Source organism: Streptomyces sp. NPDC055254 (assembly GCF_053606025.1).
Genome location: NZ_JBSGQV010000046.1, coordinates 1 through 12,700, shown reverse-complemented (window position 1 = coordinate 12,700; position 12,700 = coordinate 1). Strand labels below are relative to the sequence as shown.

Genomic DNA, 12,700 nt, shown 5'->3' with positions numbered 1-12,700 from the left:
CCGTTCCGCTTGTGTTGGTGGAGGCCTGGGGGGGGCCCAGCGGCGCCCCCACCACTCGTCGTACCGCCGTGGCCGCCGTGGCCGCCGCGGATCAGGCGGACCGCAGGGCGCGGTCGATCGCCAGGCACGCGGCGTAGTCGGGCAGCAGCCCGTCCGACGCCGCCTTCTCGACGGTGGGCGCCGCGAGGTCGCGCTCGGACAGGATCGGCTCGATGTCACCGGGAATGGGCAGGGCCAACTCCGGGTCGAGGATCGACAGCGCCAGTTCGTTCTCCGGTACGTACTCCCCGGAGAGCAGATAGGAGACGACCGTGTCGTCCTCAAGCGCGACGAAGCCGTGGGCCACGCCGACCGGGAAGTACACGGCGCGGAAATCCACGGTGTCCAGGAGTACGGCATCCCAGCGGCCGAAGGTCGGCGACCCGACCCGGATGTCCACCGCGATGTCGAGCGTCTTCCCACGCGCGCAGTACACGTACTTGCCGCAGCCCGGCGGTGTCAGGGTGTAATGCAGTCCGCGCACCACACCTCGCCGCGACCTGCTGTGATTGGTCTGGGCAACTCGGAACAGCGAATGCCCGGTGGCTTCCGAGAACGCTGACTCCTGATAGGGCGACACGAAAATGCCACGCCCATCGTCGAATACCCGCGGGGTGAATTCAATTGCGCCCTCGACGGTCAATTCCCGCGACTGCATGGAGGAAACCATAACGGACTCCCATTCAAAGCCGTATCCTGCCGGTCCTGCTGGCGATGGTGGCCCCGGGCTCTCGCACGCGCCTCAAGGACGACTGGACGGCACCTCGGCGACGTACTTGCGCAGATGGCGGGCGGTGAGGGTGTCTGCGTGGGCGACGAGATCGGCGGGTGTGCCGGTGAACACGATCCGGCCGCCGTCGTGGCCCGCGCCCGGTCCCAGGTCGATGATCCAGTCGGCGTGGGCCATCACGGCCTGGTGGTGCTCGATGGCGATGACCGTGTTGCCGGCGTCCACGAGCCGGTCGAGCAGGCTCAGCAGCTGGTCCACGTCGGCGAGGTGCAGTCCGCTCGTCGGCTCGTCCAGGACGTAGACGGCCGCCTTCTCAGCCATGTGGATGGCCAGCTTGAGGCGTTGGCGCTCGCCGCCGGACAGCGTGGTCAGGGGTTGGCCCAGGCCCACGTATCCGAGGCCGACGTCCGCGAGCCGGTCGAGTACGGCCCGGGCCCGGCCGGTGGGGAAGAAGTCGCGGGCCTCGTTCACCGTCATCGCGAGCACCTCGCTGATGTCCTTGCCGCGCAGCGTGTAGGTGAGCACCCGGGGGATGAACCGCTTGCCCCGGCACTCCTCGCAGACCGTGGCGACCCCCGCCATCATGGCGAGGTCCGTGTAGACCAGTCCGATCCCCTTGCAGTTCCGGCAGGCGCCTTCGGAGTTCGGGCTGAACAAGGACGACGTGACGCCGTTGGCCTTGGCGAAGGCGGCCCGGATCGGGTCGAGCAGCCCGGTGTACGTGGCCGTGTTGCTGCGCCGGGAGCCGCGGATCGCGGACTGGTCGACCACGATCACACCGTCCCGGCCGGACAGCGATCCGTGGATCAGTGAACTCTTGCCCGATCCGGCGACACCGGTGACGACGGTCAGTACGCCGAGGGGCACCTCGACGCTGACGTCCTTGAGGTTGTGCAGGGCGGCGCCGGTGATGGGGAGGTGTCCGGCGGGCTCGCGCGTCCGCTCCCTGGTCCGTACGCGGTGGTCCAGGTACCGTCCGGTCAGCGTCCCGGAGCGGCGCAGCGCGGCGACGTCGCCGGTGAAGCAGACTTCGCCGCCGGACGGGCCCGCGCCCGGGCCCAGGTCGACCACGTGGTCGGCGATCCTGATCGTTTCCGGTTTGTGTTCCACGACGAGGACCGTGTTCCCCTTGTCGCGCAGCCGGAGCAGGACGGAGTTCATGCGCTGGATGTCGTGCGGGTGGAGTCCGACGGTGGGCTCGTCGAAGACATAGGTGACGTCGGTGAGGCTGGACCCGAGGTGCCGCACCATCTTGACGCGCTGGGCCTCGCCGCCGGACAAGGTGCCCGACTCCCGGTCCAGGCTGAGATACCCGAGGCCGATCTCCACCAGGGAGTCGAGCAGTTCACCCAGGTTCGCCAGCAGCGGCGCCACCGACGGTGCGTCGACACCCCGGACGAACCGGGCCAGTTCGGTGATCTGCAGGGCGCAGCACTCGGCGATGTTGAGGCCGTTGATCCGGCTGGACAGTGCCGCCGGGTTCAGCCTGCCGCCGCCGCACGCCCCGCAGCGGGTGAAGACCACCGCCCGGTCGACGAAGGCCCGGATGTGGGGCTGCATGGCTTCCCGGTCCTTGCTCAGGAAGAGGCGGCGCACCTTGACCATGAGGCCCTCGTACGTGGTGCCGGTGCCGCCGTGCAGGAGTTTGATCCTGGTGGCGGTCCTGTGCAGCAGGTCCTGCCACTCGGTGGGGCTGAAGTCCTTCACCTTGACGTCGGGGTCGAAGTAGCCGGAGTGGGCGATCGACTTCCAGTACCAGGAGTCGACGTTGAAGTTCGGCACGGTGATCGCACCCTCGTTGAGGGAGCGTTCGACGTCCAGCAGCTCGCCGGCGTCGAGGGTGGAGACCCGTCCGATGCCCTGGCACTCGGGACACATGCCCTCGGGCACGTTGAAGCTGAACGCTCCCGAGGTGCCGATGCGGGGGGTCCCCACCTGGCTGAAGACGATCCGCAGCATGGTGTGCGCGTCGGTGGCGGTGCCGACGGTGGAGCGGGAGTTGACGCCCATGCGCTCCTGGTCGAGGACGATGGCCGCGCTCAGATTGCGCAGGGCGTCGACATCGGGCCGGCCGAAGTTCGGCATGAAGGACTGGATGAATGCCGTATAGGTCTCGTTGATCAGCCGCCGGGATTCGGCGGCGATCGTGCCGAAGACCAGCGACGACTTCCCGGAGCCGGAGACTCCGGTGAAAACGGTGAGGCGGCGTTTGGGGATGTCGAGGGAGACACCGGCCAGGTTGTTCTCCCGGGCGCCCCGGACCTCGATCACGTCATGGCTGTCGGCCGCGGCCCGTTGGGTGCCGCCTTGGTCTAAGGAAGTCATCGGACCACCCTATTTCGCGTCCCAAGAGGTGTGAACCAGGATCTCGTCCAGTCGCGCTCCATCTGTTGTCGAGCGCTTTCGAAGGTGACGGCCGGACGATGGCGGCCCGGACACCGCTTCCCTTCGCCCCCGCGGCGTCGGGCACCCGTCCGTCTCGTCAGTCCGTCTCTTTCCGTCTCTTTCCGTCTCTTTCCGTAGGATTTCTTGGGAGCGCACGTGGACAAGACAACGTACAAAGCGCATGTCACGGCCGCCTTCGACCGCGCCGCCGGGTCCTACGACCGGCTGGGGGTCACCTTCTTCACCCCGATGGGGCGGCGCCTCGTGGAACGAGCGGCGCCGCGGCCCGGGGAGCGCGTGCTGGACGTGGGCTGCGGACGGGGCGCGTGCCTCTTCCACGCCGCGTCGCTCGTCGGCGACTCGGGCCACGCCCTCGGTATCGACATCGCACCCGCCATGATCGAGGAGGCGCGCAAGGAGGCGGCGTCCATGGGCGTGGGCAATGTCGAACTCCGGGTCATGGACGGAGAGTTCCCGGACCTGCCGGCCCGTTCCTTCGATGTCGTCACCGGCAGCTACAGCCTGATCTTCTTCCCGGACGCACGCGCCGCCCTGCCGCGCTACGCCGAACTCCTCGCCGACGGCGGGCGCATCGCCTTCACCAGCCCGGTGTTCGACGACGACACGTTCCCGTTCCTCCCCCCGGTCTTCACCGAGCTCATCCCGCGGTCCCTGCTGGAGAACCTGCCGCCGCAGTGGCGGCCGGAGGAGCTCCAGCGGCGCTTCAACAGCTGGCTGGCGAACGAGGCGGACCTGCGCCGGGCCCTGGAGTCCGCGGGGTTCGGCGAGGTGGAGATCACCGACGAACCGGTCGACCTCGTGGCCCCGTCCGGCGAGGCGTGGGTGACGTGGTCCCACACCCAGGGCATGCGCCTGCTCTGGGAGCACCTGCCCGACGACGACCGGGAGCGGCTGCGGATCCGGCTCACGGAGGCGCTGGACGCGATGCGTACGGACGGCGGGCCGCTGTCGATCGAGACACCGGTGCGCTACGTCACGGCGCGCGTGACCCGCTGACCTCCCCTACGGCGACCGGACGGCCCGACGGGTCACCTTGCTCAGCAGCGCCTCGGCGGGCCCCTGCCTTCCGCCGCGGCGCAGCAGCTCGGCGACCAGCACGCCGGCGCACCAGGTGCCGAGGGCGATGAGCGCCGAGCCGAGGACACCCACGCGGTCACCGAGCCCGCAGGCGTACGGGGCGAACAGCACCAACCAGACCACCGACTGCCCGATGTAGCAGCTCATCGAACGCCGGCCGCAGGCGGCGATCGCGGTCGCGGTCCCGCTGCGCCGGCCCTCCAGGCGCAGCGCGAGCAGGGCGACCGCCGCGGCCAGTCCGCATCCGCCCGCGTACCCCGTCAGGACGTGCACCGCCCCGAGCCCCCACGTCACGTCCGATGAGGCCGTGGTCCACGCACCGGAGGTGATCAGCGCCAGCGGGAGGCCGCCGCCGACGCTGACGGCGGTGCCCGTCACCGCTACCCGCCGCAGCAGGGCCCGGTGCCGGCCCGGCTCCTCCAGGATGCGGAGCCGGGCCGCACGCTCGCCGACCAGGAACGGGCCGAGCGACATGAGGGCGAACAGCGGGGTCGTGAGCACCCAGGTGCCGACCCGGTACGCGGCGTCGGACACCGGGTCGGCGGCCTGGAGGAGTGCCGCCGCGGTGTCGCCCGGGTCGCCGGACACGCCCGCGGACAGCATGGTCCCGTACACCAGCGCCCCCACGACCACGCCGGCGCCCGCCACCGTGAACACGGTGCGGTCGCGGGCGCCGGTCAGGCCGACCGCGACCAGTCCGAGCAGCCCGTAGGCGCCCAGCACGTCCCCCGCGAACAGCAGCAGCGCATGGACGAACCCGAACAGCAGCAGCCATCCGGCGCGGCGGCGCAGCACCGCGCGGGCCCCGGGTCCGTCCCGCCCGCGCTCCCGCTCGCGGGCGAGGATCCGGCCCGTGCCGTAGCCGAACAGCAGGGCGAACATGGGGAAGCTGCGGCTGTCGGCCAGTACGGTGAGCACCCCCGCCGTCACCGCGTCGGACGGCGAGCCGGCGACCGGCGGGTACCCCCGGATCACGGCGGCGCTGCCCCGCAGGAACATGTGCGCGTGGACCAGGGCGACGATCAGCAGCATGAGGCCCCGGGCGAGATCGGGGGCGAGGGCACGCCGCGTCGTGGCCTCGGAGCCGGACGGGCGCGGAGCGCCGTCGCTCATCGGTCTTCCTCCCCGACGTGTCAGTCCCGCTCGGCGAGCACCAGGTGGACGCTGCCCCCGACGTAGACCCCCCACTGGGAGACCGTCGCCCGGAAGCCGAGGCCGGCCAGCCGCGCCACGATCTGGCCGAGCCTGCCGTCGGTGTCGTGGACCTCCAGGAGGACCCGCCGGATACGGGGCCAGCAGGCGGGGTCGATGCCGTCGAGGACGGCGAGTTCGCCCCGTTCGACATCGATCTTGAGCAGGCCCACGCGGTCCACCTCGTGCTCCGCCATGACGGCGGTCAGCGTGGTCACCTCGACCGTGACCCGCTGGGTCACGTTGAAGGTCCGCCGCACGACCTCCCGGGTCCGCTCGTCCGCACCGATGTTGTCGAGGTGCGCTTCGAGGTTGCGGGCGTCGTCCTCGGCGTCGTCGTACAGGGTCGACGCGGAGGCCACGTAGGGGCGGTAGGTCAGCTCGGACTTCCCGGGCGCGGCCCCGAGCGCCTGGCGGACCGCGGTCGCCCCGGGAAGGTGTCGGGCGAGGTTCTCGTCGAGGCAGGTGAAGGCCTTGGGGGCGGGCTCGAAGGCGAGCAGGCGGCTTTCGGGAGCCAGCTCGGCGAAGAGCAGGGACGCCAGGCCGATGTGCGCGCCGACGTCGATGACGGTCTCGTCGGGGCGGAGGCCCTCGGCGGCCCCGCGGTAGGGGGCGGCGTTGCTGATCTCCTCCCAGAGGGTGTGCGCTTCCGCTTCCTGGACCGCCGACAGCACACGGCCGTCGGGCAGTTCGCAGCGGGTGACCGGGAGGTCGGTGGGCAGTTCGTCGGGGAGATCCCAGGGATTCGGCATGGCGACGAATGTGCGGCACCGGTCTCGAAGAGCGCACGAGGAGCTCTGGTCCACCGGTGACCGGGCCGGTGGGCCCGCTCACGCGCCGTGCCGGTGCTCCCTGGTCATCCTTTCGAGGACCGGCACGACCTCGTTGGGCGTGGGCATGGCGCGGATCTCCTCCCGGAGGTCCCGGGCCCGCTCGGCGTACGCGGGCTCGTCGAGCAGTCGCAGGATCTTCTCCCGCAGCACCTCGGCGGTCAGGTCGCGGGCGGAGACGGCGAGGGTGGTGCCGGACTTCTCGTACTCCTCCCCCATGTCCTCACTCACCCACTCGTAGCCGACGATGACGACCTGGGGCACGCCGTGCAGGTCCGCGGTGGCCTTCGTCTGGTAGCCGGCGTGGTGCACGATCACCGAGCAGGTCGGGGCCAGTTCGTTGAGCGGCACGAAGTCGGTGGTGCGGATGTTGTCCGGGAGTTCGGGCAGGGCGCCGAGCTGCGCCGGGTCGAGGGCGGCGATGATCTCGACGTCCAGTCCGGCAAGGCTCCGGAAGAGCGCGGCGAGGGTGTCGTCGAGCCGGAACCGCTCGGACTCCTCGCTGGTGATGGACGTGCCGAGGGTGACGCACACCCGCCGGCGCTCGGCCGGTTCGTAGAGCCACTTCGGTACCGCGCAGCGCCCGTTGTAGGGGACGTAGCGCATCGGGACCGTGGGCAGGTCGAGCTCCTGGCGCAGGCTGCCGGGGCGGGTGTCGACGACCCACTGGCCCGTCAGCATCGTCTCGTCGAACCGCCGCTCGCTGCCGAGGCGTTCGAGCGTCCAGTCGATCCATTCGGCCGTCGGGTCCTCGCGCAGCGGCTCGGGCTGCTGGTCGCGGTGGCGTACGAAGTGCCCGCGGGTCACCATCTGCAGGGCCAGCTCGGGACCGGACACCAGGCGGGCGTGGGCGGCGCCGGTCGCGACGGCGACGACCGCCCCGGCGATCGAGAAGCTCTCCCAGATCACCAGGTCGGGTCGCCAGCTGCGGGCCACCTCCACGAGCCGGTCGATCTGCGCGTCGTTGTTGAGCGGCTGGTAGAGGGCGGGGACCACCATGTTCTCGTAGGCGAGATGGTCCTCCCAGGTCGCCTTGGAAGGGTCCTGCTTGCTGGTGCCGATCTCGTTGAAGAGGGAGATCGCCTCCTTCTGGAAGCCGTCGAGCTGCTCCCAGAGGGTCGGGGACTCGATCGGCACCGCGGTCAGGCCGGTCTGGGTGACGGTGTCGACGAGCCGTTCGTTGCAGGCCGCCTGGACCTCGTGGCCCGCGGTACGCAGGGCCCAGGCCAACGGAACCATCTGGTGGAAGTGATTGCCCTCGATCGACGTGAACAGGACGCGCATGCCGGATTCCTTTCTGTGGACGCCGTTCAGCCGGTGGCGAGCGGGCAGCTGAGCAGGTACCTGGTCACCGGTGAGCGGCGGCTGCGCAGGTGCGGCGCCGCCCGCCGGGGCCGCGCTCCCGCGGCCACCAGGGCGCGGACCGCCCCTTCGGCCAGGGCGCGGGCGAACGGCAGCGTGACCCGGTGGTACTGGGCGGGGACCAGCGGGCCGGTCCGGCGGCCGGTGTCGAACCGGAAGGGGTCGGGGAAGACCTCGGGATCGCGGTTCGCGGCCGCGACGAGCACGACCACCCGCTCGCCCGCCGACACGCGCTGCCCGGCGAGCTCGACGTCGGCGCGGACCACCACCGGATGGAGTTGCACCGGGGAGTCGTACCGCAGGACCTCGGTCACCACCAGGGCCGCGTGCCCCGGGTCCTCGGCCACGCGCGACCACTCCTCGGGGTGGTCCACCACCGCGAGCACGGCGCCGGCGACGAGCGCGGCGGCCGTGCGCACCCCGGCGGTGGCCAGGAGCACCGCCGCCTCCCGCGGGCCGGCGGCCGGATCGCCGTCCGGCGCCGCGAGGAGCGCGCGCAGCCGGCCGACGGCGGCCACCGCCTGCCGGGTGGCGTCCAGGCGCTGCGGGCACAGCAGCCCGTCGAGGACGACGCCGGCGGCGCCGCAGGCGCGAGCCAGTTCGTCGTGGCGTTCCGCGGGCCGTGCGAAGGTCGCGGCGAGCAGGTCCACCGGAACCCGCTCCGCGAGGTCGGTGACGAGGTCGAAGTCCTGGTCCAGGCCGGCGACCACCCGCTCGCACACCGCTGTGACGGCGGGGGCGGCGGCGATGCCTTTCGCGTGCTCGCGCAGCCGCTCGTAGGACGCGCCGTCACCACCGAGCCCCGCGTCCCGCACCGGCACGTGGGCGTCCTCCTCCGCCAGCGGGCCGTGCGGCACCGTCCCGCCGAGCAGCGTCCGGGCGAGGCCGTGGTCCGCCGTCACCCAGGCGCCCGTGGTGCTGCGCCGGAGCGGGCCGAGCGCGCGGATCCGCTCGTAGCCCGGATGGGGGTCCTCGGCGTGGCCGCGCAGCACATCGGCGTACGGATCGCCCTTCATCTGGTGCAGCCACACCTCCCCGTGCGCCCGCTGGAGCCGTCGGCCCAGCTCGCCGATGTCCGTGCCGTTCCATGTCCCGTGCATGACGCTCACTTTTGACGGTCTCCTCTAGACGAGGGGGAACTTCTCGTTGTTCAGCGGGTCCCCGGGCGCCATGTGCGCGATGTGGGCGTCCTCGGTCCCGGGCCAGTACGTGGTGTCGGCGTCCATGTAGACGATGCCGTGGCCCAGCCGGGGGCTGTCGGTCAGGTTCGCCCCGGCCATGTGCACGGTGCGGCAGTGGTGGAAGGCGACGTCACCGGCCCTGAGCGGGACGGTGGTGCGGGGCTGCCAGTCGTAGTCCGGCCAGATCTCCGAGATGGCCCGGTGCTCCGCGAAGCTGGTCATGTGGGTCTGCCGGTGGGCGGCGTCACGCAGATGGGAGCCGGGCACGTAGCTGAGGCAGCCGCTCTCGACCGGTACGTCGACCAGCGCGACCCACGCGGTGAGCGTCCGGTCGAGCCCGTGGAGCGGGAGGCCCGTCTCGTCGTCGTGCACGAGCGTGGGCAGGGTGGACAGGGTCTTGCGGCCCTCCTTAAGGAGGATGTCGGTGCTGTAGAGGCGCAGCGGCGCGGCGGCGAGCCGCTTGGCGATCGCGGTGATCGCCGGGTGCAGGGCCAGGTCGCGCAGCGCCTCGTGCTTGAGCCAGGCCTGGGCGACGAAGTGCACCTGCACCTCGTCCTCGCCGGCGCCCCAGATCTCCGGTCCGTGCTGGGCGACGACTTCTTCGGAGGCGGCCCTGAACCGCTCCACCTCCGAGGCGGAGAGGACCTGGGGGATGCGGACGAATCCGTTCTCCTGGTAGGAGCGGTAGGCCTCGTCGGTGAGGACGTCGGCCGTGCTCGGGTCGGGTGTGCGGGCCGTCATCGCGGATTCGCTCCTTCGTCGTGGTGGTACGGACGCGGTACGGGCGGGCGCGCCGCCCTCAGCGGGACAGCACCCGGGCCAGGACGGCGCGCAGGGTCGCCGCCGGGTCGTCCGGCCGGGTGGCGGTGCGCCAGGCGACGATGCCGTCGGGCCGGATCAGGCTGGCGCCGCCCCTGCCGATGCCGAAGCGTTCGGCCAGTTCGCCGTCGGGGTCGCTCACATCGATGCCCGGGCCGTGCACCGCCAGGGGGACGCCGAGTGCCTGGCTCGCGCTGCGGGCCCACGCGGTCCACGGGGCGCCTTCCGCGCCGGTCATCAGCAGCCAGCCGGAGCCGAAGAGGTCCACGGTGGAGATCCGCTCGCCCTCGCGCCGCAACCACACGTGCGGCATCCGGAACCCGGGCCGGCCGCTGGGCCGGGCCGGGTCCTCGACCCGGGCGGTGTCGTCGTCGTCGATGACGACGGCGTCGGAGCGGTACCGGAAGCCGAGGATCGCCTCGGCGTAGCCGACGGGCTCCGCCGTGCGGTCCTTCAGGTGCGGGGCGAGCCGGGAGGCGTAGAGGTGCATGGACTCGTCCATCACGAGCTGGGCCACGAGCCGGCGCTCGGGTTCGTAGCTGTCCAACAGGCCCGGGCCGGCCTGGCCGGTCAGTACCGAGGACATCTTCCAGGCCAGGTCGTACCCGTCGCCGACGGCCGTGTTGCCGCCGAGGCCGCCGGTGGGCGGGATCACCTTGGCCGAGTCTCCGACCAGGAACACCCGGCCGGCGCGCCACCGTTCGGCGATGCGGGCCGCCATCTCCCAGCGCTGGATGTCCAGCACCTTCGGGTCCAGGTCGGGTGCGTCCAGGCCGATGCGGATCAGCTCGACGCAGCGGGCGGGGGTGAAGTCGTCGGCGGACTCGCCGCGTTCGGGGTGGTACTCGACCAGGAAGGTGTGCCGCTCGGGCCGGTCGCTGCCGATGAAGATGCCGCTGAACTGCGGGTTGCGCAGGTAGTACAGACCGGACGCGTCCGAGGTGAGGACCTCGGACAGGTCGGCTTCGAAGATCATGCCGACCACGTGGGACAGCGAGCCGTGGCCGTGGCGGGCGATGCCGAGCCCCTCCCGGACGGGGCTGCTGTCGCCGTCGGCCGCGACGAGGTAGCGCGCCCTCGCGGTGGTCCGCGCGCCGCTCTCGCGGTCGCGGAGCAGTGCGGTGACCCCGTGGGCGTCCTGTTCGTAGGAGACCAGCTCGGTGCCGAACCGCACCTGCGCTCCGTCCTCGACCGCCCGGGCCAGCATCAGGGGCTCCAACTGGTCCTGCCAGGCGAGCGCCCACGGCATCGGGGAGCAGGGCGCGGTGGTGGCGACCAGGTGGTCGAAGCCCTCCTCGAAGGTACCGAGCACCTCGCCCCGCACGGTCTCGGCCACCCGGGTCGTGAAGTGGCCCTTGGCGCCGCGGTGGTCGGTGGCGTGCTGCACCTGCTCGGCGATCCCGGCGGTCCGCAGCAGTTCCATGGTGCGCGGGTTCTGGCCGATCGCCCTGGGGTGGATCGAGGTCGTCGGATGCTTCTCGGCCATGAGCACCCGCACACCGAGCCGGGCGAGGAACATCGTGGTGGCGAGCCCGCCCAGGCCCGCGCCCACGACCAGTACGTCGACTTCCCTGTCGGCTGCGGTCATTGCCATCTCCCCGTCTCGTACGGCGCCCGGTCGGACATCGGTTGACCGGGGCCGAGAATCGCCCGTGGGCTTCGAACTTCGCTGGAGGCCCTGCGGCGGGGCCTCGTGCGGCGCTGCGGGATTCTTCGAGCGCCGTGCGAAGGCGCCCCGGCAGGGTGGGGTCCATGCGAGTGCTGTTCACGCCGTTCCCGGCGAGCACCCACGTCCACACCCAGGTACCTCTGGCGTGGGCGATGCGGGCCGCGGGACACGAGGTCCGTGTCGCCACCCGGCCGGACGTGGTCGAGGACATCAACAACGCCGGCCTGACCGCGGTCCCGGTCGGCGGAGTCCTCGACGTCGCGGCCACGATGAACCCGGAGTACACAGACGAGCCCGACGAGATCCGTGACGAAGCCTGGCTGGACGTCCTCGACATCAGTGAGACCCGGCCGGAGAAGCTGACCTATCCCTACGTGCACGGGGTGCTCACCGCGTGGACGTCGTTCGTCTACCAGAACACCCTGCCGGACGACACGACCGAGGAGCTCATCGACTTCGCCCGCGCCTGGCGGCCCGACCTGGTCGTCTGGGACACCATGTACTACCCGGGCGCGCTCGCGGCGCGGATCAGCGGCGCGGCGCACGCCCGGCTGATGTTCGGGCTGGACCTGGTCGGGTTGATGCGCCGGCAGTACCTGAGCGGGCTGGCCGCACTGCCGCCGGCGCTGCGGGAGGATCCGCTGGAGGAGTGGATGGGCCGGATCCTGCGGCGGCACGGCCGGGAGTTCACCGAGGACCTGGTCGTGGGCCAGTGGACCATCGATCCCGTCCCGCCGTCGCTGCGGCTGCCCGTCGACCTGCCGTCCGTTCCGGTGCGCTACGTGCCGTACAACGGCGAGGCGACGGTGCCGCGCTGGCTGCGGGAGCCTCCTGGGCGGCCCCGCGTCTGCCTGACCCTCGGCCGGTCGTTCCGCGAGGTGGTGGGCGCCGACCGGACGTCCGTCGGCGATCTGCTGGACGCGGTCGCGGAGCTGGACGTGGACGTCGTCGCCACCTTCACCGCGGACCAGCTCGACGCGGGCCGGCGGGTGCCGGACAACGTGCGGGTCGTCGACTTCGCGCCGCTGGACGCGCTGCTGCCCACCTGCGCGGCGATCGTCCACCACGGCGGTTCGGGGACGCTCCAGACCGCCTTGGCACACGGCGTGCCCCAGGTGATGGTGCCGGCCAAGATGTGGTGCAACGTCCCCAAGGCGCACCGGGTGCGCGACGCGGGCGCCGGACTGTGCATCGATCCGCAGGAGTTGACGCCGGACGGGCTGCGTGCGGCGCTGGTCCGGGTACTGCGGGAGCCGTCGTTCCGCACGCACGCGGAGCGGATCCGCCGGGAGATCGTCGGTACGCCGGCGCCGGCCGACATCGTCCCGGTGCTGGAGAGGCTCACCGCCGCGCACCGGGCGCTGTCCCCCGGACCGCAAACGCCGCAGTACGGGGC

At 71.8% G+C, this 12,700-nt stretch carries 10 protein-coding genes; 2 read left to right on the top strand and 8 right to left on the bottom strand.

Annotation, left to right across the window (positions count from 1 at the left end):
- Window positions 1-91: 91 nt before the first annotated feature.
- The gene (locus tag ACWFQ8_RS29455) at window positions 92-697 is read right to left on the bottom strand and encodes a dTDP-4-dehydrorhamnose 3,5-epimerase family protein (RefSeq protein ID WP_453789326.1); all 606 of its coding nucleotides are present in this window, start codon (window positions 695-697) and stop codon (window positions 92-94) included.
- A gap of 84 nt (window positions 698-781) precedes the next feature.
- Window positions 782-3,094, bottom strand: coding sequence for an ATP-binding cassette domain-containing protein (locus ACWFQ8_RS29450; RefSeq protein WP_453789325.1), 2,313 nt, complete (start codon window positions 3,092-3,094; stop codon window positions 782-784).
- Window positions 3,095-3,310: 216 nt separating this feature from the next.
- Between ACWFQ8_RS29450 and ACWFQ8_RS29445 the strand changes: the two genes are divergently transcribed.
- Window positions 3,311-4,171: a class I SAM-dependent methyltransferase gene (locus tag ACWFQ8_RS29445; protein ID WP_453789324.1), complete on the top strand. Its 861-nt coding sequence runs from the start codon at window positions 3,311-3,313 to the stop codon at window positions 4,169-4,171.
- 6 nt (window positions 4,172-4,177) lie between these two features.
- Here ACWFQ8_RS29445 and ACWFQ8_RS29440 read toward each other — a convergent pair whose 3' ends face one another.
- From ACWFQ8_RS29440 to rdmE, 6 genes are all read right to left on the bottom strand, one after another.
- The gene (locus ACWFQ8_RS29440) at window positions 4,178-5,365 is read right to left on the bottom strand and encodes a DUF418 domain-containing protein (protein ID WP_453789323.1); all 1,188 of its coding nucleotides are present in this window, start codon (window positions 5,363-5,365) and stop codon (window positions 4,178-4,180) included.
- Between the two features lie 20 nt (window positions 5,366-5,385).
- The gene (locus ACWFQ8_RS29435; RefSeq protein WP_453789322.1) at window positions 5,386-6,195 is read right to left on the bottom strand and encodes an FkbM family methyltransferase; all 810 of its coding nucleotides are present in this window, start codon (window positions 6,193-6,195) and stop codon (window positions 5,386-5,388) included.
- A 78-nt stretch (window positions 6,196-6,273) separates the two neighbouring features.
- The gene (locus tag ACWFQ8_RS29430; RefSeq protein ID WP_453789321.1) at window positions 6,274-7,557 is read right to left on the bottom strand and encodes an activator-dependent family glycosyltransferase; all 1,284 of its coding nucleotides are present in this window, start codon (window positions 7,555-7,557) and stop codon (window positions 6,274-6,276) included.
- A gap of 26 nt (window positions 7,558-7,583) precedes the next feature.
- The gene (locus tag ACWFQ8_RS29425; RefSeq protein WP_453789364.1) at window positions 7,584-8,735 is read right to left on the bottom strand and encodes a cytochrome P450 family protein; all 1,152 of its coding nucleotides are present in this window, start codon (window positions 8,733-8,735) and stop codon (window positions 7,584-7,586) included.
- Window positions 8,736-8,759: 24 nt separating this feature from the next.
- Window positions 8,760-9,557 (bottom strand): phytanoyl-CoA dioxygenase family protein, encoded by a 798-nt coding sequence (locus ACWFQ8_RS29420; RefSeq protein ID WP_453789320.1) that lies wholly within the window; start codon window positions 9,555-9,557, stop codon window positions 8,760-8,762.
- A gap of 58 nt (window positions 9,558-9,615) precedes the next feature.
- Window positions 9,616-11,223: an aklavinone 12-hydroxylase RdmE gene (rdmE, locus tag ACWFQ8_RS29415; protein ID WP_453789319.1), complete on the bottom strand. Its 1,608-nt coding sequence runs from the start codon at window positions 11,221-11,223 to the stop codon at window positions 9,616-9,618.
- Window positions 11,224-11,387: 164 nt separating this feature from the next.
- Between rdmE and ACWFQ8_RS29410 the strand changes: the two genes are divergently transcribed.
- On the top strand, window positions 11,388-12,700 hold a 1,313-nt coding region (locus ACWFQ8_RS29410; RefSeq protein ID WP_453789318.1), incomplete at its 3' end, for an activator-dependent family glycosyltransferase.